The sequence below is a fragment of the Alistipes sp. An31A genome (genome assembly GCF_002159425.1).
GTDB lineage: Bacteria > Bacteroidota > Bacteroidia > Bacteroidales > Rikenellaceae > Alistipes > Alistipes excrementigallinarum.
The window spans coordinates 1-25,446 of sequence record NZ_NFIO01000019.1; the positions used below are offsets into that span (position 1 = coordinate 1).

Genomic DNA, 25,446 nt, shown 5'->3' on the forward strand with positions numbered 1-25,446 from the left:
AAGGAAGGCGGCGGGGTGCGGCGGGTGCGGGGAACGGGTGCAGGCGGCGAGCGGGACACAACGGCGAGCGGGACACAACGGCGAGCGGGACACAACGGCGAGCGGGACACAACGGCGAGCGGGACACAGCGGGAGCGAACAGCGGGATGCGGCGGGGGCGGAGTGCGGAAGCGGGGGCGGAGTGCGGGTACAAAGCGCGGCGGATACAAGGCGCGGCGGGTACGAGGGGGGGGTGCAGGAGCGGGCAGCAGGCAATGCGGATAAGCGGGCGGCCCTTCCGGAGAGGTGCGCGGCGGTTTTGCGGAGCGGGGAATTTTCGCTATCTTCGTCCTGAAACTTCCAAACGACACACATCATGCAGCATGACCTTCGATTCATCCCCTTCCGCTCGCCGGCCGATGCGGGGTGGGACGAGGCCTGGAGCCTCTACCGCGACTCCTTTCCGCCCTGCGAACGACGTTCGGCCGAGCACCACATCCGCGCCCTGGCCGACCCGGCCTTCACGGCCGACGGCATCTGGCTGGGCGACCGGCTGGCCGGGCTCCTCTTCCACTGGCGGGGCGAGGGGTTCCGCTACGCCGAGCATCTGGCCGTGGCGCCCGCCCTGCGGGGGCACAACATCGGTTCCCGGGCGCTCGAGGCCTACTGCCGGAGCTCCGACGGGCCGGTGGTGCTCGAAATCGAGCCGCCCATCGAGGGGATGGCGCTGCGCCGCCTCCACTTCTACCGGCGGCTGGGCTTCGTCGAGAACCCCTGTCACTACATCCACCCCTCCTACGAGGAGCCCTTCGCACCCCATCCGCTGGTGGTGATGAGCTACCCCGAGCCGCTCACCCCCGCGCAGCTCCGCCGCGCGGTCGACTTCGTCCGCGAGCGGGTGCTCCGCTACTCGGGCCACGAGCACCCCACCCTTCCCCGGCTCGAGGAGCCGGAGCGGTAGCTCCATCCGGGGCTGCGCCGGCGCCGCACCATTTCCCCGTCCGGGTCCTTCGCACCGAGAGGCCCCGCCCGGCGCCAACCATTCCGAAGCGCCCCGCCACTTATGGAACACCCCGCTCCTCCAGACGGAAGAGCGGGGTGTTCGGCAGGTTGTACCTGCACAACGCCAAAGGGAGGCAAGGGGGCTGCCCAAAAGCGTCAAGAGAACAAGGGAGGTGCCGGCAAACGCGCCGGGGCCACTTACCGGAAACACTCCGGCAACAGGCTCCGGCTACGCACATCGGCAACAAACCGGCAGCACGCCGGCAAAACGCACCGACAACTGGCGCCGGGAGCCGGCGGGGTCACACCTCTCCGAGGAAGCGTTCCAGCTCGGCGAGCCAGAGCGCCTTATAGGGAAATGCGTCGTCGAAGGCGAAGCTGTGGCCGCCGCGCGGGTAGACGTGCAGCTGCGCCGGAACGCCCCGGGCGCTCAACGCCTCGTAGTAGCGCAGCGAGTGCATCGGCGAGACGGCCGCGTCGTCCTCGGCCAGCACGATGAAGGCGGGGGCGGTCTGCGGCGTGACGTGCAGCTCGAGCGAGAGAAGCTCGCAGAGCTCCGCCGAGGGGTTCTCGCCCATCAGCCGGCCGCGCGAGGGGCGGTGGGCCCAGGCGTCGAGCATCGTGATGACGGGGTAGAGCAGAATCTGGAAGGCCGGGCGCTCCTCCCCCTCGAAGAGCGTGGCGGCCGTTGCGGCGATGTGGCCGCCGATGGAGGCCCCCATCACGCCGAGGCGCGTTATGCCCCACACGGCCGCCCGTTCGCGCATGAATGCCAGCGCGCAGCGGATATCCTCGGCCGGAAGGCCGGCACGTCCGTGCGGCATGCGGTAGCAGAGCACGGCATAGGTCACGCCCCGCTCGTTGAACCAGCGGGCGAAGGGGTACCCCTCGCGCTCGAGCGCCACCTGGTTGAATCCACCTCCCGGGCAGGCGACGACCGCCTGGCCGTTGGGACGGGCGGCCGGCCAGAGCAGCAGTTCGGCCGCCTCGTCACCCTCCGCCCCGGCTCCGAGCCGGAAGCGGAGAAACGCTTCGTTGTGTTCCATCTCCTTCATATCGTATGCGGAGTCCGCCCCGTCCGGGACGGAGGCTCCTACAACCATTCAACCACGTATTTGGTCACCAGATAGCCGCCCACGACCAGCCAGAGGTAGAGCGCTCCGGCCAGCAGGAAGGGCTTGGCGCCCGCCTGGCGGAACTTGTCGATGCTCGTCTCGGTGCCGAGCGCCGTCATGGCCATCGTCAGCAGGAAGGTGTCAATGTACTCGATGGCGCCGTTGAGCGGAATCTCCTTCACGGAGTCGACCCCCAGCAGGTACTGCAGCAGCGAATTGAGGCAGATGACGCCGATGAATCCGAAGGCGAACCAGGGAATCGTGATGCGGCTCTTGCCCGCAGGGGCGTCGGCCGAAGCTCCTGCGCCGGCGGCGGTTTCGCGGCGGCGGCGCGAGAGCGCGAAGCTCATGATGACGAGCACGGGGGCCAGCATCATGACGCGAATCATCTTGGTGATGGTGGCCGTACCGGCGATGCCCAGCGAGTCGGTGGGGTCCATGGCGTTGCCGGCGCCGGCCACGTGGGCCACCTCGTGGAGCGTGCTGCCCGTATAGATGGCCACGCCCGTATCCGAGAGTCCTTCGAGCAGCCCCGTGCGGTACATAATCGGGTAGAGGAACATCGAGAGGGTGCCGAAAATCACCACCGTCGAGACGGCGATGGCGGTCTTGTAGCCCTCGCAGCGGACCACCGGCTCGGCGCCCAGCACGGCCGCCGCACCGCAGATGGCGCTGCCCGTCGAGGTCATCAGCGCCGTGTCGCGGTCGATGCGCATGAGGCGTCCGAGGGCCACGCCGCCCAGGATGGTCACCGTCACCACCACCAGGTCGACCACCACGGCCGGAACGCCCACGGCGGCCACCTGGGCCAGCGTCAGACGGAAGCCGTAGAGGATGATGCCCCAGCGCAGCAGCTGCTTGGTGCAGAACTTGATGCCCGGGACCCACGTCTCGGGCAGGCGGTTGCGCAGGCTGTTGGCGTAGAGCATGCCGAGGATGATGCCGACGATGAGCGGACTGAACGAGAGGCTGCGGACGAAGGGAATCTCGGCGATGTAGAATGCCGCGAACGAGAAGAGCGCAATGAGCAGGATGCCGTGGAGGGTGTTGGCTCGGGTACCTTTTTTCATCATGACTTTTCGGGTTTTTTCGTGTTTTCTCTTTTGGTGGGAGGGATGCGCGCGGCTGCCGGGGCGGCGGGCGGACCCTTTTGCGCCGCAAAAGTACGAAACGGCGCGGAGTTGTCAAAACGAAAAAGGGTTATAAGCGATAACCAAAAGTTATAATGAAGGGGTGAAAAGGGGTGGAAAGGAGGAGGCACGGACGCTGGAGGTACGGGGCGCGGTGCTGCGGGCAGGGACAGGACGGGACGAGAGGAGGAGGCGTGGGGCGCGGAGTGTGGGGCGCGGGGATGCGGAGCAGAGCGAGGCGCAGGGCAACAGGGCGGAGAGGATGAAACGCTGGAGACGCGGGCAAGGGCTACAAAGCGGCTGCCCAATTTGAAGTGAGAACGCTCGGCGGGGGTCTCCTGCAAACCCTCAGAGCGAGGCGCGGGCGAAGTCCGTGAAGCGGCGGACCGATTCGGGAAGCTCGGCCGCCGGGTGGACGAACGAGAAGCTGCGCCGCAGCGAAAGCCCCTCGAGGTCAATCACCCGCAGCTCGCCGCGCCGCAGCTCGTCGACCACCGCAATGACCGAGACGATGGCCAGCGTGTCGCTGTTGCGCACGAAGGCCTTGATGCCCTCGGTGCTCCCCAGCCGCATCACAATCCGGAGCATCCGCAGCCGGATGCCGGCGCGGGCCAGCGCCGCGGCCGTCACCTCGAGCGTCCCGGAGCCCCCTTCGCGCATGACCAGCGGCAGCGTGCAGAGCTGCTCGGGGGTGACGCTCTCGAGCCGGCCGTAGGCCCCATCGGGGCGGGCGACCAGCACCAGCTCGTCCTCGGTGAAGGGGTCGTAGAAGAGACCGTGGCGGTGGCTGAAGCTCTCGACGATGCCCAAATCGACGGTGCCCCGTTCGAGCGCCTGCTCAATCTGGTCGCTGTTGCCCGAGGCAAGCGTTACGTCAAGGTGGGGATAGCGGGCAGTGAAGCGGGCCAGAATCGGCGGCAGGAGGTATTGGGCGACGGTCGTGCTGGCCCCCAGGCGCAGCTCCCCCTCGAGGCGCTCGGTGCAGCGGCTCATGGCGTACTGCAGGTGACGGTACTCGGCCTCGAGCCGCTCGGCGCACCCCAGCAGCACCTCGCCCGCGGCCGTCAGACAGAGGCGGCTGCCCCGCCGGTTGAAGAGCGTCACGCCGTAGGCCGTTTCGAGCGCGCTGACATGCTTGCTCACGGCCGGCTGCGAGATGAAGAGCTCCTCGGCGGCCCGGGTGAAGCTCAGCGTGCGGGCCGCCGCCAGAAAGACGCGGAGTCGGAAGTCGTCCATGCCCGGGGCGCGGTGTTAACGTTAACCCAGTCCGCCCTGCTCGGCGAATTCGCGCACCGAGCGGATGTAGTGGGCGATGGTCTCCTCCATCGTGAGGAAGGATTTGCCGCCGGCGGCATTCTTGTGGCCGCCGCCGTCGAAGTACTTGCGGGCGAAGAGGTTGACATCCACGTCGCCGCGCGAGCGGAGCGAGATGCGGATGAACTTGCGGTGGGCCAGGAACATGGCCGACATCTTCACCTTCTTGATGGTGAGCGCGTAGTTGACGAAGCCCTCGCTGTCGCCCTGCTGGAACTGGAAGCGGCGCATCTCGTTCTCCTTGAGCGACATGTAGGCCACCGTACCATCCTCGATGAGCTCCATCTTGCGGTTGATGGCGTAGCCGAAGAGCCGCGCGCGCCCCTCGGTATAGGCGTTGTAGACGTTGTTGTGGAGCGTCGGGATGTGGATGCCCTTCTCGACAAGCACCGCCACGGCGCGGAACAGCTCGGGCGTGAGGAACGAGAAGGCGAAGTTGCCCGTGTCGGTCATCATCCCGACGTAGAGCTCCTCGGCCATCTTGAGCGTGATGGCGTCGGTGCCGAACATCCGCTCGATGAGCGTATAGACCAGGAAGCAGGTGCTCGACGACTCGGGGTGCGAGAAGGCGATGTCGAACTCCTCGACGGGCGAGAGGTGGTGGTCGATGAGCACGCGGCGCGCCGTGGTGTTCGAGGCGAGCTCCTGGCTCAGGTTCTCGAGCCGCGAGATGGCGTTGAAGTCGAGGCAGAAGATGATGTCGGCCCCGGCGATGGCGCGGGAGGCGCGCCCCTCGGTGTCGGTGCGGTGGATGACCACGTCGGCGATGCCGGGCATCCAGTCGAGGAAGTAGGGGTATTTGTTGGGGACGATGCAGGTTACGCGGTGGCCCATCGAGGTGAGCACGTCGCTCCAGGCCAGCGACGAGCCGATGGCGTCGCCGTCGGGGTTGGTGTGCGAGAGAATCACGATTTGCTGGCTGGGCCGAACGAGCAGGGCGCGCAGGGCATCAATCCGGTCTTGCGAAATATTCATGGCGGGAGGTTGTCAATACCATCGCAAAGATAATGAAAAAGTGCGAGTTCGCAAATGTCGTCCCGGACGGTGCACCGCGCGGCGTGCGAAAAAAGCGGCGGAGCTCCCCGCAAGGGGTTCCGCCGCCGGATTGCAGCATCCGGGCCGGCACCCTGCCGGCCGAGGGGTCAGTACTTGTATTTCATCCACTTGAGCAGCTCGCGGAAGGTCGGCTTCTTGCCGTACATGAAGATGCCCACGCGGTAGATTTTGCCGGCCAGCCAGACCATCGCCACGAACGAGGCGTAGAGCAGCACCAGCGAGAGGACCACCTCCCACGTGGGAATGCCGTAGGGGATGCGCGCCATCATCACCACGGGCGAGGTGAAGGGGATGAGCGAGAACCAGAAGGCCAGCGGCGAGTTGGGGTCCTTCATCACCGAGACCATCACCAGGAAGGCCAGGATGATGGGGATGGTGATGGGGGTCTGCAGCTGCTGGGCGTCCTGCACGCTGTCGACGGCCGAGCCCACGGCGGCGAACATCGCCGAGTAGAGCAGATAGCCGCCCACGACAAAGAGCAGCAGGCAGACGAATATCTGGACCAGATAGCCGAAGTCGGTCATCGTCGCCACGGCCTGCATCATCTCGGGGCTGACGCCCGAGAGGGCCGCCGCTTCGGGCACGCCCTGCTGCATGGCCTGCGCCCCGGCCATCACCTCGGCGGGCATCAGGTGGGGGATGAGCAGCGCCCCGACGCCGCAAATCAGCACGCCCCAAATCAGAATCTGGACCACGGCCACCGAGGCCACGCCCAGGATTTTACCCATCATCAGCTCGAAGGGGCGCACCGACGAGACCACAACCTCCAGCACGCGGTTGTTCTTCTCCTCGATGACCGACTGCATGACCATGCCGCCGTAGATGAGCAGGAACATGTAGAGCACCATCCCCAGCACGAAGCCCGAAGCCGAGGCGATGACCGACGAGCGGGCCTGCGAATCCTCCTCCTGCGACTCGTCGTTGCGGAAGGTCTGCATGTGAACCGTGGTCTTCACCTCGTCGAGAATCTGCGGCAGGTTCTCGATGTGGTAGGCCTTGAGCTTCTCCGTCTCGATGATGTCCTCAATCTGGCCGGTGATGTTCTCCTCAACCGAGAGCGACGAGGAGCCGTTGAGGTAGAGGCGCACGTTGTCGGGGTTGGTCATCACGTCGCGGCCGATGTAGAGGATGCCGTAGACATCCTCAAGGCTGCGGCGCGCCTCGTCGGTGGTCAGCTCAGTGGGTTCGAAGCGGAACTCCTCGTCGCTTTCGAGCGCGGGGGCCACCCGTCCGCTCTCGTCGATGACGGCGATGCGCTTGAGCTCCCCCGTCGAGAAGCGCATGATGAGGGCCGGCGCCGCCATCAGGGCGAGCACCAGCACGGGCATGAGCAGCGTGGTGATGATGAAGGATTTCTTGCGGACGCGCTCGTTGAACTCGCGTCCGATGATGATGGAGATGTTCGACATGGTCAGTTTCTCTTGTTCGCAGTTGCGGTTTGTGTTCCTATGCTTGTTTTCCGTGGCTCACCAGATACCACAGGCCGCCCGCCGAGAGCAGCACGGCAAGGGCCAGCGGCAGCGCCGTCTCGCCGCCCCGGGCCATCAGGCGCAGGCAGGCCAGTGCCTCGTTGACCGAGATGACGAAGAGGAGCAGCCCCGTAATCTGGGGCGCCGTGAGGCTGCGGCGCCAGGCCGGACGCGCCGACTCGTCGCGGCGTGCGGCCCCCGCGGAGGCCGGAGCGGCAGCAGAGGCGTCGAAGGTGCCGGCCGGGACCCCGGCGGCGGTCGTTTCGGCGGGGTTGCCGGCGGAGGCCGTTCGGGCGGCGGTGCCGGCGGATTGTCCCGCCCCGTCGTCGGACTGCGGGGCGCGCAGCGACTCCCGGAGCGAGAGCAGGTGGGTCACCAGCAGCAGGACGACGGCGAGCCAGAGCTTCACGTCGGGGCGCTCGCCCGTGAGCAGGCAGCCCAGCAGAAGCAGTACGGTAGCCGCAAGCAGCGTGCGGCGGAGGGCGTTTCGGATTCGTGCTTTCATGGCCGGAGGGTTTTTCGGGCGGCGGCTCAGAGCGTGCCGTTGACCGCCCGGATGAAGATATCGTTCATCGAGGGGATGATTTCGGTGAAGGAGCGGAGCTCGACCGCCTCGTTGGCGCGGCGAATCACCTCGCGCACGCGGGCGTCGTCGTCGACGTGGAGCTTGAGCGAGGAGTAGTCGGCCGTCGGCTCGTCGGCCGCGCCCAGCACCTCGCACAGCGGGGCGAGCGCCTCGCGCAGCGCCGCCTCGTCGCCCCGGTAGTAGAGCTCGAAGATGTTGTTGCCGTGGCGGCGGCGGATGTCGTCGACGCGCCCCGAGAGGATGTTGTGCGACTTGTTGATGAGGGTGATGTGGTCGCACACCTCCTCGACCGACGACATGTTGTGGGTCGAGAAGATGACCGTCGCCCCCTGGTCGCGCAGCGCCATAATCTGCTCCTTGAGCAGGTTGGCGTTGATGGGGTCGAAGCCCGAGAAGGGCTCGTCGAAAATCAGCAGCTCGGGGCGGTGCAGCACCGTGACGATGAACTGCACCTTCTGGGCCATGCCCTTCGAGAGCTCCTCGACGCGCTTGTCCCACCAGTTCTCAATCCCGAAGCGGGCGAACCACTCCTTCAGCCGCGCGGTCGCCTCGCGGCGCGAGAGCCCCTTGAGGCGGGCGAAGAAGAGGGCCTGCTCGCCCACCTTCATCTTCTTGTAGAGGCCGCGCTCCTCGGGCAGGTAGCCGATGCGGCGGACATCTTCGGGGGCGATGTCGCGCCCGTCGAAGAGGACGCGGCCGCTGTCGGGGGCCGTGATGCGGTTGATGATGCGGATGAGCGTCGTCTTGCCGGCGCCGTTGGGGCCCAGCAGGCCGTAGACCGAACCTTTGGGGATGGAGAGCGAGACGTCGTCCAGAGCCGTATGTTCGGCAAACCGTTTCGAGACGTGCTCGACGCTGAGAATGTCCATGGTGGAAAGAGTGTTTTGGGTGACGTTCCGTCACGGTTTATCACGAGCAAATATAGGGATTATTTCCGAAATATCGACAATTATTTATCGTTTTTCGATAAAACAGAAGGTTCGGGCTTCAAAAAACGGGCGTCGACCGCGCCGCCGTAGGGGGAAAAGCGTTAATTTTGCGGCAGCTGCCCGGAGGCGCCTGAGGCCGGTGCAGCGACCGGAGACGGAGGCACCGGAGGCGGGCGGAAGAGGCGGCCGCGCGGGGGCCCGACGACGGGACCGGCGGGGCCCGGCGGCAGAGGCAACCGGCAAACCCGGCGGCGGAGGCAACCGGAAGAACCGACAGAGGCCGCCCCGCAGAGCCCGACGACGGGGGTCGGCGAAGGGACAAACGGCGGGGCCCGGCGGCAGAGGCAACCGGCAAACCCGGCGGCGGAGGCAACCGGAAGAACCGACAGAGGCCGCCCCACAGAGCCCGACGACGGGGGTCGGCGAAGGGACAAACGGCGGGGCCCGGCGGCAGAGGCCGGAGACGGAGACGCCGGCGGCCCTTCCGCCCCACAGACCGGCCGCGGGCGGCTACAGAGAGACAAGCGACTATCAATCAAACTATACGGTTATGGAGCAGAACAAGAACAAATGCGTGCTGGTCAGCGGCGGCGCCGGATACATCGGCTCGCACACCTCGGTCGAACTCATCGAGGCGGGATACGACGTGGTCATCGTCGACAACCTCTCCAACTCGGACATGGGCGCCGTCGAAGGGGTGCGCAAAATCACCGGACGCGAGGTCCCCTTCGTCCAGGTCGACTGCTGCGACTACGAGGCCTTCCGCAAGGTCTTCGAAGAGTATGAATTCGACTCGGTGATTCACTTCGCCGCCTCGAAGGCGGTGGGCGAATCGGTCCACAAGCCGCTGGAATACTACCGCAACAACCTCACCTCGTTCATGAACGTCATCCGGCTCATGCGCGAGTTCGGACGCCACAACATCGTCTTCTCGTCGTCGTGCACCGTCTACGGCGAGGCCGACAAACTCCCCGTCACCGAGCAGACGCCCCGCAAGCCGGCCACCTCGCCCTACGGCAACACCAAACAGATGTGCGAGGACATCCTGCGCGATTCGCTGGCGGCCTACGACGGGCTGCGCGGCATCGCCCTGCGCTACTTCAACCCCATCGGGGCACACCCCTCGGCCCTCATTGGCGAGCTGCCGCGCGGCGTGCCGCAGAACCTCGTCCCCTACATCACGCAGACGGCCGCCGGCGTGCGCGAGTGTCTGAGCGTCTTCGGCGACGACTACCCGACGCCCGACGGTTCGTGCATCCGCGACTACATCGACGTGGTGGACCTGGCGCGGGCCCACGTGACGGCCATCGCGCGCATGGTCGAGGGGCGCAGCAAGGCCGACTACGAAATCTTCAACATCGGCACCGGCCGCGGCGTCTCGGTGCTCGAGCTGGTGCACCGCTTCGAGCAGGCCAACGGCGTGAAGCTCAACTACCGGATTGTCGGCCGTCGTGCGGGCGACATCGTGGCCATCTGGGCCGACCCGAGCTATGCCAACACCGAGCTGGGGTGGAAGGCCGAGCGTTCGCTCGACGACACGCTCCGTTCGGCCTGGGCCTGGGAGAAGCATCTGCGCGGCATGGCCTGAGGCGCGGCACGGCCCTGATGCACAGCATGTTTCAGGGCACGGAGCGGACTGAGATGCGGCGCGGGCTGAGATGCATAAGCCGCCGCGCCGGAATCCGCCGGTCAGCGGCCCAACGGCCCCGAAATCCGCCGACAGCAGCCCAATAACCCAATAACTAAGAAGAGGGGAGGAAATCCATTCGCAGGAATTTCCTCCCCTCTTTTTAGTTCCGCATTAGTTCCGCGGCATTCCCGGTTCCGCTTTACTCCCGGTTCCGCTGTTGCTCGCCTCCGCTGCTTTTCCGACTCCCGGGACAATACGCCTCCGGACGACAGAGTACTCCGCCGCCCTTGCGTCCTTTTCCACCGTCTGTCGGCCGTCTCCGTCCAGCGGCAAACTCCGCCGACAATCCTCCTCCAACAGCCGCAGCCGCCCCCGCTACCGCTGGGGGTCCATCGAGGCGGGGGTCACCCCTATCGAGGAGCGGGCCCAGTCGCCCCGCGCACGGAGCACCTGCTCGATGATGTCGCGCACGGCCCCCCGTCCGCCGTTGAATTCGGAGACGTAGCGCGCCGCCTCGATGACCTCCGAGGCGGCATCGGCCGGGCAAACCGGAATCCCCACCATGCGCATGCACTCCAGGTCGGGGATGTCGTCGCCCATGTAGATGACGTGGGCCGGGTCTATCCCCTCGCGTTCGAAGTAGGAGCGCATGACGGCAATCTTGTCCATGCAGTCCATATAAAAGTCCTTGACGCCCAGCATCTGAAGGCGCCGCTCGAGCGTAGCCCCGTGGCCTCCCGTGATGACGCACACCCGGTAGCCCTGACGCACGGCGTAGGCCAGTGCGTAGCCATCCTTGGCGTTGTAGCGGCGCAGAAAGTCACCGCCAGGCAGCGGCATAATCGAGCCGTCGGTCATCACGCCGTCGACGTCGAAGACGAAGGCTTCGGTGAGGGCTATATCTTCCTTGAAGTTTCCCATATGTATTGACTCATTGAGTTGTATATTTCGAGCAGCAGCGCATCCCCCGCCAGACGGGCGCGGTGGCGCTCCAGCGTCGGCAGGTCGCCCCGCACGGCGGGTCCGGTCTGCACGGCGGCGGGTGACGGGGAGGCGAGGGCCTTGGCGGCCGTCTCGGCAATCAGCGGCTTGAGCACCTCGAAGGGGAGCCCCTCGCGGGCGAGGGTCCGCTCGCCCGCGGTGTAGAGCGCGTTGACGAAGTTGCAGGCGAGGACGCCCGCCAGATGGAGGGCGCCGCGGCGCTGCGAGTCGGCCGGGTATACCTGCGTCGAGAGGCGCCGTGCGAAGCGCTCCACGGCCCCGCGCGTGGCCTCGTCGGAGGCCTCGATGAAGAGGGGCACCTGCGCAAAGTCGACGGCGCGCCCCGCCGTGAAGGTCTGCAGCGGGTAGAGGACCGCCCGGTGCGCGAAGCCTCCGAGCGCATCGAGGGGGACGCTGCCCGCCGTATGGGCCACCACCGCCCCGGCGGGAACGGGCAGCGAGGCGGCAACCTCGCCCACGGCGCGGTCGCTCACCGCCACCAGGTAGAGGTCCGCCGCGGCCAGACTCCGGGGGTCGTCCGTCCAGGTCGTACCGCCGAGCGCCGCCACACGGGGGCCGCGCTCCGGATTGCGGGCGAAGAGCTGGCAGAGCTCCACGCCGCTCGCGGGCAGGGCCCGCGCCAATGCTTCGGCAACATTTCCGCTGCCGACAATCACTACACGTTTCAGTTCCATCTCTGTTCGATTCGTTCCGGACGCACACCCGCCGCCCTATTCGGGGATATCCACCAGGCGGAGGTTGTCGCCCGACATGCACGCCGCCTGCTTGACCCGCTCCAGTTCGCGGTCGACGCTCGCCAGTTCGCGGCTCTCGTTGAGTGCGAAGGAGGTCTGGCCGGCATCCTCGACCGCCTCCAGCACGCCGTAGAGCGTCAGCGAGTTGATGTCGCGCCCGGGGACGAAGCCCTCGTCGCGCTCGCCGTCGCTCCGCCGCACGGCCACCAGAAGCCCAGCCTGCACCAGCTGGTAGAGCACATCGTTGAGGATGCGCGTCGGGAGGTTCATCCGCGTGCGAATCTCCTCGACAGCCATCGCCCCGCCCTCGCGGCGGAAGCGGCGCACGACCACCAGCATGACCGCCAGCAGCACCTTGCGCCGCTGGTCGTAGCTGATGCGCAGCGACTCGCGCTCCTCGCTGAAGCGGGCGATGTTCTGGTAGGCGAACGAGAGCTCGCCGCCAAAGAGGAGAATTTCCCACGAGAACTGCAGCCAGAGCAGGAAGAGCGGCAGCGCCGCGAAGCTGCCGTAGATGGCGTTGTAGGAGGTCATCCAGCGCTGCACGTGGATGTAGCCCCACTGGAAGAGGATGAAGAGCGTGCCGGCGACCAGTCCGGCCGTCAGGGCGCTCGTGAAGCGCACGCGCGTATTGGGTATTATCAGGTATAGAAGCGTGAACATCAGCCAGATGAGCACGCCCGAGGCTGCCTTCGAGAGGAGGATGTAGGGGAGCGAGTCGCGGAAGCCGAGCAGCTCCTCGGCGTAGGAGCCCAGCGCGTTGGCGACAATCCACAGCAGCGGGCCGATGAGCACCACCGAGATGTAGTCGGTCCACTGGCGCGCCACGCTGCGCGTGACCTTCACCTCCCAGATGTTGTTGAAGGCGCTCTCGATGGAGCCGAAGACGCGGATGACCGACCAGAAGAGCATGACCAGCGCCACGGTGGCCACCACGCCACCCCGCGTACGGGCCAGCGCATTGTCGGCGAACGAGACCAGGTAGTCGACAATCTCGGGGTTGCGCGGGAAGAGGCCGTAGAGCTCCTGCACGAGCCCCTCGGCCAGCCCGAAGCCCTTGACCACGGCGAAGATGACCGCCACGATGGGGACCACCGAGATGAGCGTGTAGAAGGTCAGCGCGGCGCTCCGCACGAAGGTGTCGTGCTCGCGCATCCCCCGTGCCGTATAGAAGAGCAGGCGGTACTGCCGCACGAACCACCGCATGACGGGGTTGCGGAATTCGCCCGGCTCGCGCGAGAGGAGCGTATCGGTCAGGTATGTGGGCAGCTCCTTGAGTTTCATGGTCTGGTTCGGTCGGTTTTGGTCGGTTTTGGCTTTGGCCCGGGCGCGGCATTCGGTGCGGCGCAGTTTTCGGTCCGGGTCCGGACGCGGCATCCGGGTGCGGACGCAGCATTCGGCACGGGTCCGGCGCTGTTTCGGCGCGGCTTTCAGCGCGATGCTGGTCCGGCGGGCGGAGGCTCCGTAGCGGGCGGAGGCTCCGTAAAGATAACTATTTTAGACGTATTGTCCAAAAACGCCCCTCGATTCGCGTGAAGGCCAGACGCGGTCCGCCGCCCCGGCGCACCCCCAGCCGGCGGGCAAGCTCCTCGCCCGAGAGCGGGAAGTCGTGCTTGAGCAGCTCGGCGCCACGGCCCCGCAGCTCGCGGCGCAGGCCGCGCGGGTCGAAGGGCTCGATGCGTTCGATGGCAAAGACCCTGCCCAAGACGCCGCGGGGCTCCTCCACGGCAAAGCCGTATCCGTTCTCGCTCCACAGGTCGGCCACCCCCGCCAGCGCCCGGCGGGCCAGGCGGCACTTCTGCAGCGCCACGTCGGGCTGCACCAGCCAGCGGTAACGCTCCGCCTCGAAGGGTTCTGCCGGCGGAAGCTCCTCCCGCTCACCGACCGGCAGGGCGAAGGCGCCCCGCCCGAGCGCCGTTGCCGCAAGCTGCGGCGGAGCGCCGTCGATGCGGACCACCAGCTCCTTGCACTCATCGCCCAGCGAGACCGCCTCGACGCTGCAGGGGGTGAAGAGGCGCAGCGCCTCGTCGACGTCGAACAGCGGCGAGAGCTTGAAGCAGAGGCGGTCGGCCACCTCGCGGAGCCGCGGGAGCAGCGCCAGCACGTCGGGCGACGAGGCCTCCAGGCGCAGCTGCTTGCGGCCGTCGGCGCTCCGGCGGTCGGGGTCGGCGTAGAGCCAGTCGAAGTGTTCGGTGCAGCGGGCCAGATACTCCTCGGCCGAGGCGGTCACCACCTCGACGTTCCCGACCCCCAGCCGGCGGAAGTTCTCGCGCGCCACGGCGGCGAGCACCTCCGAGCGTTCGAGCGTCACCACACGCTCGAAGCGGCGCGAGAGGTAGAGCGTGTCGACGCCCAGCCCGCAGGTGAGCTCCAGCAGCCGGCCGCCGCCGATTTGCTTGTGGGCGGCGCACGCCTCGCTCGAGGCCTGCTCGAAGGCCAGCGGCGGGAGGATGCACCCCGCGGCGGCGTACGAGGGGAGCTTCGCGGCGGCGCGGGCGAGGTACTTGACCTGCGTGGCGACGAGCGCCGCATGGGGCAGGTGCTTGTCGAGGGCCACCTCCAGCGGGTTGCGGCCGCGGTTGGCCTCGACGGCGCGCCGCACGTCGGGCTCCATGAGCAGACGGTATTCTTCGAGGGTCATCATCGCGGCAAAGTTAGCGTTTTTTTCGGCTTCCTGCATGCGCCCCAGAGTGTCGCCGCAGCCATCAGGGCATAGAGCGCAGCCGCGGCTCCGCCCGGAAGCGACACCTCGACGGCGCCCCAGCGCCATGCGGCGGCTGCGGCCACCAACCCGTCGAGCCCCTCGGCGGCGGCCGTAAGCAGCGCCGACAGGAGCGGGCGCAGCACTCCGAACGGGAAGAGCAGCCAGAGGAGCGAACCCGTGACGACCACCCCGCCCAGCAGCACGGCCACGGGGTTGACCACCAGTCCCGAGAGCGAGAGCAGCCCGAAGGTGTGGGCGACGAGCGGCGCCGTGGCCACCGTCGCCACCAGACTCACCACCACGCTGTCGACCAGCAGGTTCACGCCGCGCCATCGGCTTCGCAGCCGGCGACAGAGGGGCACGCCCCAGAGGATGATGGCCGCCACGGCGAGGTACGAGAGCTGGAAGCTGATGTCGAAGAGGTATCCGGGGTTCCAGGCGAGCATGAGCAGCGCCGAGGCACAGAGGGCGTTGAGCGAGGCGTAGTCCGAGCTCGAGACCAGCGAGGCCTGCAGCAGCGTGAACATCACGGCGGCCCGCACGGTGCTGGGAGCGAATCCCGTCGCGGCGGCATAGAGCCAGATGCAGGCCACCGCCAGCAGGCTGCGCACCAGGTGGCCGCGGCGCAGCAGCGGAAGCCACCCCAGAAGCAGGTTCACCGCCGCGAAGACAATCCCCACGTGGAGCCCCGAGACGGCCAGCAGATGCGACGTGCCGCTGCGGGCGTAGCGGTCGCGCAGCCCGGGCGTCAGGCCGCTCCGCTCGCCCACGGCCATGGCCCGGCACAGGGCTGCGGCCTCCCCTTCGAGGCCCAGCTCCGCGAGCCGTCCGACGGCGGCCCGGTGGAGCGAGAAGCCGGCCGGTGCGGAGCGCTCCACGACGCCCCCTTTCGGGAGCCACATCCTGCCGGCATATCCGCGGCAGGCCATCAGACGGCGGTAGCTCGCCGCACCGCCCGAGAAGGGGCGCACCACGCCGCGGCAGAGGAGCCGCTCCCCGGAGCCGAGGTGCAGCGCCGTGTCGGCCCGCAGCATCACCAGCGCATCGGCCGGGTGCCACCGGCCCGCCTCGTCGCGCCACGCATGGACCCGGGCCGCAGCCGAGCAGGTGCGGCCCCGCACCGTGGGGAACTCCCCGATGCTCACCGCGCAGAGCAGGCTCCGACCCGCGGGCAGCTGCCGCACGGGACCGTGCACCTCGACCGCCCCGGCACCGAAGAGGAAGAGCATCGCCGCCGCATGGAGCGGCGAGCGCAGCAGCAGGGCCGCCGCGCCGCAAAGCAGGAAGCCCCCGACGAGGAGCCACAGCGGCAGTGCGAAATGCATTGCCGTGAGGATGCCCGCCACCACGGGCAGCAGCGCCCGCAGCATGGGGAGCCCCTCGAGCCGTTCACCAAGATAGCGCAGTTTCACGAGGACAAAGATACCAAAAAAGGGCGCGCGGATGGCTCTGCACGACCCCTTTTCAGTGCCGTTTCCTCCGCCGGCTCCTCCAAAAGGGCGCCGACGGTCCACGGACGGACAGAATCTTCGGGTAAACGGTTCGAGCGTGGGGAGATTTTTGGGGGGCAAGGGTCTCCGGAGACAGGTGAATTCCGGGAAGGAGTTCCGGGAGCGGGGAGGCTTCCGGGGAACGGCCCGGGCTTCGTTCGGAGGAGGTCGACGCGGCCCGGCCGGAAGTTCTCTCCCGCCTACACTGAAAAACCGCACCGCCGGAAGCCCCGTCTACGCGGGAAAGCCGCCCCGCCGGGAGCCCGGCCGAGGCGCTGCCCGGCCGAAACCCCACCCCGCCTATGCGGGAAAATCGGCGCGGAAGAGCTCCCAGCCCCGTTCGAGCGCCTCGCGCGGCGCCTCCACCCCGTTCTCCATGAGCGAGATGGCCGCCGCCAGGGGGAGCATCGTCGCCCGGCACGAGGTATCGAGCGGCTCGTCGGCCTTCAGCCCCGTCCGTTCGGCCACGAAGCGGAGGTAGAGGTCGGTGCGGTTCTCCGAGGGCGGGGCCCAGCGGGCAATCATCCCGTCGAGGCTTCCGAGCCCGTAGCGCACACGGTAGGTGTGCAGCAGCACGAAGATGGCCCGGTAGCCCCACTCGAGCGATGCGAACTGCTTGAATTCGGGGTCGCGCGAGGGGCGCACCTCCCCCTTGTAGCGGGTCCGCGAGCGGCGGATGTTGCCCGGATTGCAGTTGCTCATGCCGCGGCTCATCGCACACCTCCCTTCCCGCCGCGGGAGCCCTCGTGCAGCCGACGGTGGAGCACGCGGCGCATGGCCCGGAAAAGGGGCGCATCCGACAACTGGGCGGCATTCTCCAGAAAGGACCACATCTCCACCCCGCAGACGAAGCCCGTCAGCAGGTTGGCCAGACGCAGATGCAGGAAGTCCAGCACGCAGCAGTCCAGCAGCCAGGCCATGCCCACCGAGACCACCACCAGCGAGAGCTTGCGCACGGTGCGCCACGCCTCGCAGCTCTCGAAGTACCACACGCGCCCCTCGCGCCGGGCGGCGGCGCGGTCGGCCGCCACGCCCGTCACGAAGTCGACCCCGATGAAGAGCGTGACGCAGGCCACGAGCGGACCGACGGGGGCGAAGAGCGAGGCGACGGCCGTCAGCGTGCCGCTAATGAATCTGAACAAGGTTTCCATCGATGGTGCAGCGTTTGAAGATGTTTTCGCGGGGTTGGTATTCGGGGTGTTCGCCGGCGTGGGCGTCGAGCCACTCCGACATGCGGTGCAGCAGCGTCCGCGCGCGGCGGCGCAGCGCCCGGAGCCGGGCCGTGCACTGCTCCTCGTCGGCCGGTTCGAAGCAGTCGGAGCGGGGTGCCGTCGAGCCGTAGGGGCCCGTGCGGATGTCGAGCATCGGCTGCACCGAGAGGCGGACGCAGGCCGCCAGCGCCGGGGCGACGTAGTCGTCGAGCAGCTGGGGGTAGCCCCCCTCGCGGAGCCGGTCGCAGAGGGGGCGTCCGACCACCGGGAGCAGGAAGCGCTCCTCGGCGGCCGCGATGTCGGCCTCGGTGACGGCTCCGGGCGGCAGGAATTCGCCCGCATCGAAGGCGAGCTCCGCAACCTGCCGTGCGGTAATGAGCGTATTCATGGTCGTGTGAGGGTTTTACGGAGCCGGGCATCAGTCGATGCTCCGGATGTTGTACTTGGTGATTTCCGAGAGGAACTGCTGCTGGCGCGCATCCCCGGGGTCGTACTCCAGGCCGTCGGCCTTGCGCGCCTCCCACACCTTCATGTAGATGGGTTTCGAGCGGGTCGGCGGGCGGTTGACGATTTCGACCGACGAGGCGTCGAGCCCCAGCACCTCGCCGATGAGCTTGCGCACGGGTTCGAGCAGCTCGGCCTGTTCGCCGAGGATGACCGTGTTGAGCGCCACCTCGTACTCGTGGAGGATGCGCTCGGCGTTGAAGCCCCCGGCGTAGTCCAGGCCGCTCAGCGTCCGGAACCACGAGTGGGCCACGACGATGTCCGAGACGGCCTGCTCGTGGAGCGCCTTCCAGTCGCCCTCGTTCTGCGAGGCGATGGGGATGAACTGCGAGTGGTCCTTCTCGTCGCCCTCCTTGATGACGAACATCACCTGCCCGGGCCGCCCGGCGAACTTGCGTTCGGCCGTGCGCACGATGCGTTCAGCCTCGGCCTCGCTGTCGACCGCGCCGTCGAGCATCATGACGCCCGAGAGCTGGAACGAGTTGTCGAGCCGCGAGATGTTCCAGCGGTCGGTCTTATAGGCGATGGCCGAGACGTCGAAGCCGGCGATGTAGGGCGGCACGCCGTAGTGGGCGAACGTCGGCTCGTAGTCCTTGTAGTGGACCATGGTGCGCAGCGTGCCGTCCTCCTGCCGCTCGTAGAGGGGGTAGAGGGGCAGCGTGCGCGCCTCCGAGGGGCGGAAGGCGCTCCAGTCGTGGTGGAGCAGCACGTGGGCCGAGTCGCGGGCCAGGCGGCAGCGCGAGGCGTCCTGGTGGTAGAGCGCCAGCAGCGTGTGGCGTTCGTCGGTCACCGCCTCGAGGAAGGCGTTGCCGAAGAGCGCCTTGTCGAGCGCCAGCCGGTTGAGCAGCCCGCGGAGGCTCTCGCCCTGGCCGTTCACCCGCTCGACGAAGGCCTGCAGCAGCGGCGAGGAGGCGTCGCATATGACCCCCTTGCCCGAGATGTAGTCGGCCTTGTCGTTGATGATGCGGCGATGGGTGGTCGAGCGGCGCGCCATGAGGGCCAGCGCCTCGGGGAAGAGGTTGTCGTCGCCCCAGCGCCAAAAGCGGTCGCTCTGGATGCGCCCGCCGCCGAAGAGCGGCTCGGGCTCGCCGCGCCCCGTGACGGCAAGCGCCGTTTTCGGATTGCACTTCTTTTTCTTCATGGTTCAATGTTCAGTCGTTGTGCGGAGGCGGCGGGGCGCCCCCCGAGGGGAGGGCCCCCGCCGTCGGCCGCGGTTGGTCAGGCCTGCTGCCAGGCGTAGGAGAGCATCGTCTCGTCGAGGATGTCGCATCCGGCCATGAAGGTGGCGCGCTGGCGGTTCTCCATCAGGTCGGGGTTGTACCACATGCGGATTTCGGTGCCGGGGAAGTCGGCCGTGTTGACCGCCAGCACCAGATTGCGGCGGTCGGTCAGCAGGCAGAACGACTTGGGATAGGTCGAGTCGGCGAGGTAGGCACCCAGGCGGACGTCGACCACAGGAATGCCGTGGTAGGCGAGCGTGCGGCGGCCGTTGACCGTGTCGATGTAGGAGGCGTCGGCGCCCTTCGAGTCGAGGTACTTCTCGTAGAGGTGGCAGATGTCCGACGTGGCGAAGAAGGCGAGCTGCCCCTCGGCCTTGAGGTCCTGCAAGCGGCAGTCGGCTTCGTTCCACAGGCGGTCGAAGAGCTCGACGGCATCTTCGGGCGCAGCCAGCTCGGAGGAGGTGTAGGAGAAGGTGTGGATGTCCTCCTCCTCCTCGCTTGCGGCGAAGGCGGTGAGCGCCTTGAGGAAGCCGTCGAAGGTGTTGAGCCCCGCCTCGCCGGCCGAGTCACCCATCCACATCGTCGCGCGGATGCCCTCGGCCACGGCCTGCTTGAAGAGCGTCGTCTCGGCCTGCTCGAGCTCGGTGCCCGTCAGGTCTTCCATGTTGACGTCGGCGCGGGCGGCAATCAGCTCGTAGACCTGCGCGAAGTAGTCGGCGGCCGAGAAGCCCAGTTCGGCCTTCACGCGGCTGAGCTGGATGGTCTTCTGGTAGCGGTGGGCCGTCTCGCCGCCGCTCCAGCCGGCGGCCGTGTACTTCTGGAGGATGTCGCGGCGGCCGTCCCACAACTGGACGGTCGTCGGCACCGGCATGTTGTAGAGGATGCGCACGCCCAGCTCCTGGGCCGAAGGGCCGCTCAGCATCGGACGGAAGAAGATGGTTTCGAGCTCCTGGCCCGTGTACTGCTTGGGGTTTTCGAGAAAACTCATGGCAAACTGTGTTTTTGGATGGTTAAAGGGTTGATTGTTCGTGAAGGGCTCCGGGGACCGCGCTCCGCGGTGCGTGGCATCCCGGGGCCGCCTTTTTTCAGTTCAGAAAGGAGAAAGTTGACGGAAGAGGGGGGCGTCGGAGGAGGGTCTCCGGCCGGCGGAAGGGACCCCGGGCCTCCGCCGGAGCGGCCGGGAGGGGGGGGGCCGCCGGGCCGGCAGAGGGGTACGACCCGACGCTCCCGCCCGCAAGGGGTCAGCTCTTGGCGAACGAACGGGCATCCTCGGCATAGGCCCGCTCGTTGGCCGTATGGAGCCGCTCGCGGCACGAGGGGTCCTCGACGGGACGCACCCGCGTGGGCTCGACGCGCAGCTGCGCCTCCCGCAGCGCCAGCACCGAGCGCCGCATCGACTGCGGAATGCGCTCCGAGGGCTGCACCGCCGCCGACACAGGAACTGCCGACGCAGGGGTTGCAACAGGACCCTCCGGCGCGGGGGCTGCGGCAGTACCCTCCGAAGCGGGCGCCGCCTCCGACGGGAAGAGCGCCGCAGAGCCTCCTGCTCCGGGTGCCGCCTCCGATGCGGGTACTGCGGCCGAGGCCTCGGGCAGAACCGGCTCAGCAGAGCCGCCCGGCGCGGGGTGCTGCTCCGCCGGACCGCCCGGCGCCGGATGCTGCGATGCGGAGTGTTGCGGCGCGGCCTTTGCCGCAGCCGTGCGATGCTCCGTCGTGAGGCGCTCCCGCCAGCTGCGGAGCGTCTGCCGCACCCAGCGGACCAGTCCCTCGGGCAGTCCGCTCCGCCGCGGCCCGCCGCCGAAGGCTTCACCGCCCGCAGCAGCCACGGCCGAGCCCGCAGCCGCATCCGAGCCGGAGCCGTCAGCGCCGTCGGGACCGTCGGAACCGTCGGGACCGTCGGGACCGTCGGAGCCGTCGGGACTGTCGGGAGCCTCCGCATCCTCCCCGCCGTCGAAGCCGTAGAGCTCCTCACCCCCGGCGGCACTCCCCTCCGAGGGGTTGCCTGCCTCGGCGCCGATGACGCGGTCGGCCAGCCCCGCCGCCACCGTCTCCTCGGGCGAGAGCCAGCGTCCCGAGCCGTTGTTCTCGGCCATCAGCGCCGCAAATTCGGCAGCCGGACGGCCCGAACGGACGGCATAGATTTCGGCCAGCCGCTCGTCGGTCTTGCGCAGCAGCCCGATGCGGGCCTCAAGCTCGGCGACGTTGCCCTCGACCGAGCACTCCGAATTGTGAATCAGGTAGAGCGCCCCGGCGGCAATCTCGCGCCGCCCCTCGGAGGCGGCCTGCGCAATGAGCGTCGCGGCCGAGGCCGTGTAGCCGTAGCAGCGGGTGGTGATGCGTCCCGGCAGGGTGCGCAGCGCGTCGTAAATCAGCAGCGCGTCGTTCACGTCGCCGCCCGTCGAGCGAATCGAGACCACCACCTCGGCAGCCTCCAGCGCGGCGATGCGCGCCGCGGCGGCCCGGAACCGCTCGTAGGTGGCCACCCGCGCTCCGGGGTCGTCGAACTGCCACTCCTCCGGCACGCCGATGTTGCCTTCGATGTCGATGTAGCAGACGTCGGCGCTGTTTCTAATCCGAATTTCCGATTTCATCATGGTTACTTTTGAAAGTTTGATAATAACAGTTGCGTACCTTTCCATAGGAACAGGCGAGCTCCACGGCCACGGCCTCCATCGCCTCGCAGCACCCCGCACCCGCGGCGATGCGCCGCTCGACCTCTTCGCGGAGCAGCCACCGCTCGCAGGCCCCGCGGGCGACCAGCCCCCGCGCAAGCAGCCGCCGCGCCGCCTCCTCGGGGCTCCGTCCGCGGAGCTCCCGGGCGAGCATCCCCACCAGCCGTTCCTCACCGCTCATCGCAGGCCGTCCTCCATCAGACGGATGAAGCGGCAGCGGGCCGACGACCGCTCGGGGTCGTAGCGCTCGACGGCCTCGAGGATGGCGACCACCTCGCCCGCGCCCGTATCCAGGCGGAAGCGCGAGCGGATGTCGGGCATCCCCGTCCCGGGGGTGAACAACGCCGCATATTCGTGGGGTTCGAGCCGCAGCGTGAGGGTGATGCGCTGGCGGAGGTCCTCGATTTCGCTCTGGGCGAGGTAGCGGCTGCGCAGCCCCTCGGCCCCCTCCAGGTCGCCGAAGGTGAGCGTGAAGGGCTCCGTCTCGTCATCGCCCGCATGGTTGAAGGCCGCCAGCGGGTACTCGGCCTGCTCGTAGGGGAATCCCCACCGCTCGCCCTCGGGCAGCGAGTGGAGGCCGCAGTAGCGCACCACCGTGGGGGCGATGTTGCCGTCGGGCACCTCGGCGTCGCGGTCGCCCACCTGGAGCAGCGAGGCCGAGGCGGCATTGGCGTAGTAACCCTTCACGCTGAAGACCGGTGCAAAGAGGGGGTTGCGCAGCCGCTCCTCGCCCATCTTCGTGGCCCGGCTGGTCATCTCGTAGCTCCAGGCGCCGAACTCCTCGCCCGACTCCTCGTCGGCTCGGGCCACGGCCCCCTCGGCAGCGGCGTAGCACCACGTGCGCCGCTCGCGGAATCCGGGCGAGAGCTCCTCGAACTCGACCGGCTCCGAGAAGTCGGTCCGCGAGCGCCAGTCGGCATCGGGCCCCGCGCCGTAGAAGTCGTCGGCCGGTTCAATCCAGACCCTCCGCGAGGGCTCCTCGGTGAAGAAGCGCAGGTTGAAGAGGTGTCCGACGGCCTGCAGCAGCTCCATCTGCCGCACCTCGTGGCGCGCCACGTCGCCGAATTCGAGCAGCTCATCGTAGCCGGGACGCCCCGAGAAGAGGGGGCGCATCGAGCACTCCTTGTCGAGCGTGAGGGTCATTCCCGGCTCGGCGCCCTGGAAGAAGATTGTGTCGAAGCGCACGGGCGAGGTGGGCGAGGCGGTGACGGGCGTCGAGCTCACCCGCAGCTCGACGGTCGTGGTGCCCCGCTCCTCGAGGTAGCCGTCGTAGAGCGCCCAGTCGAGCGTGTACTCTATCCAGACGTTCAGACCCCGGCGCATGAGCATGGGGTTCGAGAAGGAGCCGGTCGGAGGGGTGGAGACCTTGGCCGTGCGGCCCGAGAATTCGCACCAGGTCTGCGACTTGCCCCCGGTGACGTAGGTGAGCCGGTACTCGGCCCCCTCCTTGTGGCCGAAGACTACCACCAGATACTCGTAGTTGGGGCTCAGGTTGTTGCGCCGGTCCACAAAGCGGTTGGCCAGCGAGAACTGCAGCCGGCTCCCCGTCCCCAGGTAGAGCGAATCGAAGCCCGTGAGGCGGTTGCGGTCCAGAATCCGGTGCTCGGTCGTGTAGCGGAGGAAGTATTCGAAGCCGACGGTCACCTCGCTCAGGGGGCGGAAGACGATGCCGCCATCCTCCTGGCGGAAGCAGCCGCCGTTGTTGAAGAGCTGCTCGCCCAGCGGCTCGCCGTCCTCGTCGACGCTCTGCGGCTGGGCCGTCTCGACGATGTTGCCCACGCTGTACTGCGTGCGGTAGGGGTCGGCGTAGACCCGTCCCAGGGAGTCGGCCTGCGCCCGGGCGGTGCTGAGGCGGCGGGCGAAGAAGCCCATGCGCTTCTGCAGGAGCGAGGTGTCGTGCGAGGTGTAGGCGCCGCTCATGTAGAGCGAGCGGAAGAACTCCGATTCGAGGAAGCGGCTCTCGACCGTGTAGCCCGCCCCGGTGAAGATGGCCTCGACCATCGGGGCCAGCTGCAGGAAGGGGTGATAGTCGTCCACCGAGAGGAGCCGCTCGGCGGGATAGAGCCCCGTTCCGGAGCTCTGCTTGGGGTAGTCGTCGCGCACCACGGGGAAGAACTTCACCGCCGAGGAGTCGCTCCACCCGGCGCAGATGTCGACCGGCGTGAGCTGCATGCGGAAGGAGACGGGCAGCGTCCGGAGCATTCCCAGCGCGGCGCTGCGGGCCCACTGCGGCGCCCCGTCGCGCAGCTCGAGGCGGTAGCCCTCGGGGCCGCACGAGAGCAGGCGCGCCGTACCGCTGAAGAGGAGCGCCCCCTTCCACTCGATGTCGACGCGGCGCGTGGTGAGGTTGAAGGTGCGCGTACCCTGCGGCGCATAGGCGTCGCCCAGCAGGCGGTCGTTGCGCGGCGAGCGGGGCAGCAGCAGCTCCATGGAGGAGCCCTCGCGGGCGGTCGCCGGGTCGGCAAGCGCCGCGGCATCGAATCCGGGGCGGAGCTGCGGCGTACCGTTCAGGTCGCAGGGCTGGTCATCGATACGGATTTCGGAACTCATAGCGCAACCTCCTTACGGGTGGGACGAATCGCAACCTCGAGCGCGTCGTAGGTGCCGTGGTGGTTGATTTCCACCTCGCTGGTGACCACGTCGACGGGCAGGTACACCTCCCCGCAGAGCAGCCAGGCCTGCGACGAGGAGACGATGCCGGCGAGCGCCTCCATCACCTCCTCCCGCTCGAAGGCCGAGCGGAGCGTCACGAGGCGCTCCGAGGTGATGCGCACCACCTCGTGGCCCGCGGCGCCGTAGACGCGCTCCTTGACCGTCTGCTTGGCCACGACCGTCTCGAAGGGGAAGGTGTAGTGCTCGACGGAGCCCGCCGCGCTGCGCCACGCCAGACGGCGGCTTCCGTGGGGTGCCGGCGCCACGGAGTAGGTCACCGTGCCCCACTCGCCCGCCTCGACCGTCACGCGCACCGTCTCTTCGGACAGGTCGTTCATGTTGAGCCGGAAGAGCTGCCAGCCGCCGTGCGTCGAGAGGTAGCTGCTGCTCTCGGTCCGCTCGCCCCCCATATGGGCCGTCACCGTCACGCGGAGGGGCTCTTCGGCAAAGAGGGTGAGCTCCTCGCACTCGACGGGGGAGATGAGGCGGCAGAGGGGCATCGTCGTCCGCAGCCCGGGGGCCACGGCCTTGCCGGCCTCCTGCGCCGAGACCCCGCCCACGGGCAGGAAGAGGAGGGCGTCGGAGCGGGCATCGTCGGCCCGCACCACAATCTGAACCGTCCGGACCTCGTCGTCGAAGAATCCGGTCGACCCCGCGGCGGGGGTGAAGCAGGCCTGCGGGCGGAGCATGGGGGCGATGTCGGCCGACCCGCCGAAGCAGCGGGCATAGCGCCGCGTGGCGAGGGTGTTGCCCGTCCGAGCATCGAGCAGCTGCAGAAGATGGTCTTCGGCCTCGCCGCTCACATCATCGAGTTCGAAGATGCAGCGCAGTTCGCCGCCGAGCGGCGCATTGTTTTCGGGAAGTTGCGTAAACTGTATCATATCGCGTGGTGTGTTGGTTTTTCGGGATAGGGTGCAGATGGGGTCCGGGGAAGGGCGCCGGGTTGGACCCGGGGGGGGTCGGGGGGGGTCGGGCACCGGGGGTTGAGCATCGAGCTTTGGACGCCGGGGTTGGACGCCGGGGTTGGGCCCGGGGTTGGGCCCGGGG

22 protein-coding genes and 1 pseudogene are annotated in these 25,446 nt (G+C 68.1%); 2 read left to right on the forward strand and 21 right to left on the reverse strand.

The window, feature by feature from the left end:
* Window positions 1-355 precede the first annotated feature (355 nt).
* Entirely contained in the window at window positions 356-940 is a 585-nt protein-coding gene (locus tag B5F90_RS10460; RefSeq protein ID WP_087362748.1) for a GNAT family N-acetyltransferase, read from the forward strand.
* 343 nt (window positions 941-1,283) lie between these two features.
* On the opposite strand, the gene B5F90_RS10465 is transcribed toward B5F90_RS10460, so the two are convergent.
* From B5F90_RS10465 to B5F90_RS10495, 7 genes are all read right to left on the reverse strand, one after another.
* Window positions 1,284-2,036, reverse strand: coding sequence for an alpha/beta hydrolase (locus tag B5F90_RS10465; protein ID WP_239307796.1), 753 nt, complete (start codon window positions 2,034-2,036; stop codon window positions 1,284-1,286).
* Window positions 2,037-2,074: 38 nt separating this feature from the next.
* Window positions 2,075-3,169, reverse strand: coding sequence for a YeiH family protein (locus B5F90_RS10470; RefSeq protein WP_087362749.1), 1,095 nt, complete (start codon window positions 3,167-3,169; stop codon window positions 2,075-2,077).
* Window positions 3,170-3,574: 405 nt separating this feature from the next.
* Entirely contained in the window at window positions 3,575-4,462 is an 888-nt protein-coding gene (locus B5F90_RS10475; protein WP_087362750.1) for a LysR family transcriptional regulator, read from the reverse strand.
* Between the two features lie 21 nt (window positions 4,463-4,483).
* Window positions 4,484-5,515: a DHH family phosphoesterase gene (locus B5F90_RS10480; RefSeq protein WP_087362751.1), complete on the reverse strand. Its 1,032-nt coding sequence runs from the start codon at window positions 5,513-5,515 to the stop codon at window positions 4,484-4,486.
* Window positions 5,516-5,682: 167 nt separating this feature from the next.
* Entirely contained in the window at window positions 5,683-7,005 is a 1,323-nt protein-coding gene (locus tag B5F90_RS10485) for an ABC transporter permease (protein WP_087362752.1), read from the reverse strand.
* A 37-nt stretch (window positions 7,006-7,042) separates the two neighbouring features.
* Window positions 7,043-7,570, reverse strand: coding sequence for a hypothetical protein (locus B5F90_RS10490; protein WP_087362753.1), 528 nt, complete (start codon window positions 7,568-7,570; stop codon window positions 7,043-7,045).
* Window positions 7,571-7,596: 26 nt separating this feature from the next.
* On the reverse strand, window positions 7,597-8,520 hold the full coding sequence (locus B5F90_RS10495; protein ID WP_087362754.1) for an ABC transporter ATP-binding protein: 924 nt from the start codon (window positions 8,518-8,520) through the stop codon (window positions 7,597-7,599).
* 610 nt (window positions 8,521-9,130) lie between these two features.
* On the opposite strand from B5F90_RS10495, the gene galE reads away from it, so the two are divergent.
* The gene (gene galE / locus B5F90_RS10500) at window positions 9,131-10,168 is read left to right on the forward strand and encodes a UDP-glucose 4-epimerase GalE (protein ID WP_087362755.1); all 1,038 of its coding nucleotides are present in this window, start codon (window positions 9,131-9,133) and stop codon (window positions 10,166-10,168) included.
* Between the two features lie 417 nt (window positions 10,169-10,585).
* Here galE and B5F90_RS10505 read toward each other — a convergent pair whose 3' ends face one another.
* The 14 genes and pseudogenes from B5F90_RS10505 to B5F90_RS10570 all read right to left on the reverse strand — a co-directional run bounded on the left by B5F90_RS10505 (window position 10,586) and on the right by B5F90_RS10570 (window position 25,280).
* Window positions 10,586-11,131: an HAD hydrolase family protein gene (locus B5F90_RS10505; RefSeq protein WP_087362756.1), complete on the reverse strand. Its 546-nt coding sequence runs from the start codon at window positions 11,129-11,131 to the stop codon at window positions 10,586-10,588.
* Window positions 11,107-11,886 carry a DUF2520 domain-containing protein gene (locus B5F90_RS10510; protein ID WP_308663406.1) on the reverse strand — a complete coding sequence of 260 codons (780 nt, stop codon included), beginning with the start codon at window positions 11,884-11,886 and terminating at the stop codon, window positions 11,107-11,109. The genes B5F90_RS10505 and B5F90_RS10510 overlap by 25 nt, the downstream gene beginning before the upstream one ends.
* Before the next feature lie 36 nt (window positions 11,887-11,922).
* Window positions 11,923-13,230 carry a YhjD/YihY/BrkB family envelope integrity protein gene (locus tag B5F90_RS10515; protein ID WP_087362770.1) on the reverse strand — a complete coding sequence of 436 codons (1,308 nt, stop codon included), beginning with the start codon at window positions 13,228-13,230 and terminating at the stop codon, window positions 11,923-11,925.
* A 208-nt stretch (window positions 13,231-13,438) separates the two neighbouring features.
* The gene (locus B5F90_RS10520) at window positions 13,439-14,590 is read right to left on the reverse strand and encodes a methyltransferase domain-containing protein (protein WP_087362757.1); all 1,152 of its coding nucleotides are present in this window, start codon (window positions 14,588-14,590) and stop codon (window positions 13,439-13,441) included.
* On the reverse strand, window positions 14,587-16,062 hold the full coding sequence (locus tag B5F90_RS10525) for a ComEC/Rec2 family competence protein (RefSeq protein ID WP_087362758.1): 1,476 nt from the start codon (window positions 16,060-16,062) through the stop codon (window positions 14,587-14,589). Before B5F90_RS10525 ends, B5F90_RS10520 begins: the two co-directional genes overlap by 4 nt.
* Window positions 16,063-16,440: 378 nt before the next feature.
* Window positions 16,441-16,854, reverse strand: a complete 414-nt coding sequence (locus B5F90_RS10530; RefSeq protein ID WP_087362759.1) for a structural protein P5 — start codon at window positions 16,852-16,854, stop codon at window positions 16,441-16,443.
* A complete protein-coding gene (locus B5F90_RS10535; RefSeq protein WP_087362760.1) occupies window positions 16,851-17,291 on the reverse strand; it encodes a phage holin family protein in 441 nt (146 codons plus the stop codon). The genes B5F90_RS10530 and B5F90_RS10535 overlap by 4 nt, the downstream gene beginning before the upstream one ends.
* On the reverse strand, window positions 17,266-17,739 hold the full coding sequence (locus B5F90_RS10540; protein WP_087362761.1) for a hypothetical protein: 474 nt from the start codon (window positions 17,737-17,739) through the stop codon (window positions 17,266-17,268). Before B5F90_RS10540 ends, B5F90_RS10535 begins: the two co-directional genes overlap by 26 nt.
* Before the next feature lie 30 nt (window positions 17,740-17,769).
* The gene (locus B5F90_RS10545; RefSeq protein WP_087362762.1) at window positions 17,770-18,996 is read right to left on the reverse strand and encodes a phage portal protein; all 1,227 of its coding nucleotides are present in this window, start codon (window positions 18,994-18,996) and stop codon (window positions 17,770-17,772) included.
* A 77-nt stretch (window positions 18,997-19,073) separates the two neighbouring features.
* Window positions 19,074-20,063 carry a hypothetical protein gene (locus B5F90_RS10550; RefSeq protein WP_087362763.1) on the reverse strand — a complete coding sequence of 330 codons (990 nt, stop codon included), beginning with the start codon at window positions 20,061-20,063 and terminating at the stop codon, window positions 19,074-19,076.
* Between the two features lie 1,027 nt (window positions 20,064-21,090).
* Window positions 21,091-21,666, reverse strand: a pseudogene (locus tag B5F90_RS11215) (Clp protease ClpP); the annotation flags it as partial.
* Complete coding sequence (locus B5F90_RS10560; protein ID WP_087362765.1) at window positions 21,644-21,928, reverse strand: hypothetical protein; 285 nt, start codon at window positions 21,926-21,928, stop codon at window positions 21,644-21,646. The gene B5F90_RS10560 and the pseudogene B5F90_RS11215, both read right to left, overlap by 23 nt.
* Window positions 21,925-24,297 (reverse strand): hypothetical protein, encoded by a 2,373-nt coding sequence (locus tag B5F90_RS10565; protein WP_087362766.1) that lies wholly within the window; start codon window positions 24,295-24,297, stop codon window positions 21,925-21,927. Before B5F90_RS10565 ends, B5F90_RS10560 begins: the two co-directional genes overlap by 4 nt.
* Window positions 24,294-25,280, reverse strand: a complete 987-nt coding sequence (locus tag B5F90_RS10570) for a hypothetical protein (protein WP_087362767.1) — start codon at window positions 25,278-25,280, stop codon at window positions 24,294-24,296. Before B5F90_RS10570 ends, B5F90_RS10565 begins: the two co-directional genes overlap by 4 nt.
* Window positions 25,281-25,446: the final 166 nt, after the last annotated feature.

Coding starts and splice junctions, on each gene's coding strand:
- B5F90_RS10485 (WP_087362752.1), bottom strand. CDS start 7,005: ATGTCGAACATCTCCATCATCATCGGACGCGAGTTCAACGAGCGCGTC.
- B5F90_RS10565 (WP_087362766.1), bottom strand. CDS start 24,297: ATGAGTTCCGAAATCCGTATCGATGACCAGCCCTGCGACCTGAACGGT.
- B5F90_RS10520 (WP_087362757.1), bottom strand. CDS start 14,590: ATGATGACCCTCGAAGAATACCGTCTGCTCATGGAGCCCGACGTGCGG.
- B5F90_RS10535 (WP_087362760.1), bottom strand. CDS start 17,291: ATGGAAACCTTGTTCAGATTCATTAGCGGCACGCTGACGGCCGTCGCC.
- B5F90_RS10545 (WP_087362762.1), bottom strand. CDS start 18,996: ATGAAGAAAAAGAAGTGCAATCCGAAAACGGCGCTTGCCGTCACGGGG.
- B5F90_RS10570 (WP_087362767.1), bottom strand. CDS start 25,280: ATGATACAGTTTACGCAACTTCCCGAAAACAATGCGCCGCTCGGCGGC.
- B5F90_RS10530 (WP_087362759.1), bottom strand. CDS start 16,854: ATGAGCCGCGGCATGAGCAACTGCAATCCGGGCAACATCCGCCGCTCG.
- B5F90_RS10550 (WP_087362763.1), bottom strand. CDS start 20,063: ATGAGTTTTCTCGAAAACCCCAAGCAGTACACGGGCCAGGAGCTCGAA.
- B5F90_RS10490 (WP_087362753.1), bottom strand. CDS start 7,570: ATGAAAGCACGAATCCGAAACGCCCTCCGCCGCACGCTGCTTGCGGCT.
- B5F90_RS10475 (WP_087362750.1), bottom strand. CDS start 4,462: ATGGACGACTTCCGACTCCGCGTCTTTCTGGCGGCGGCCCGCACGCTG.
- B5F90_RS10540 (WP_087362761.1), bottom strand. CDS start 17,739: ATGAATACGCTCATTACCGCACGGCAGGTTGCGGAGCTCGCCTTCGAT.
- B5F90_RS10515 (WP_087362770.1), bottom strand. CDS start 13,230: ATGAAACTCAAGGAGCTGCCCACATACCTGACCGATACGCTCCTCTCG.
- B5F90_RS10480 (WP_087362751.1), bottom strand. CDS start 5,515: ATGAATATTTCGCAAGACCGGATTGATGCCCTGCGCGCCCTGCTCGTT.
- B5F90_RS10510 (WP_308663406.1), bottom strand. CDS start 11,886: ATGGAACTGAAACGTGTAGTGATTGTCGGCAGCGGAAATGTTGCCGAA.
- B5F90_RS10465 (WP_239307796.1), bottom strand. CDS start 2,036: ATGAAGGAGATGGAACACAACGAAGCGTTTCTCCGCTTCCGGCTCGGA.
- B5F90_RS10470 (WP_087362749.1), bottom strand. CDS start 3,169: ATGATGAAAAAAGGTACCCGAGCCAACACCCTCCACGGCATCCTGCTC.
- B5F90_RS10460 (WP_087362748.1), top strand. CDS start 356: ATGCAGCATGACCTTCGATTCATCCCCTTCCGCTCGCCGGCCGATGCG.
- galE (WP_087362755.1), top strand. CDS start 9,131: ATGGAGCAGAACAAGAACAAATGCGTGCTGGTCAGCGGCGGCGCCGGA.
- B5F90_RS10505 (WP_087362756.1), bottom strand. CDS start 11,131: ATGGGAAACTTCAAGGAAGATATAGCCCTCACCGAAGCCTTCGTCTTC.
- B5F90_RS10495 (WP_087362754.1), bottom strand. CDS start 8,520: ATGGACATTCTCAGCGTCGAGCACGTCTCGAAACGGTTTGCCGAACAT.
- B5F90_RS10560 (WP_087362765.1), bottom strand. CDS start 21,928: ATGAGCGGTGAGGAACGGCTGGTGGGGATGCTCGCCCGGGAGCTCCGC.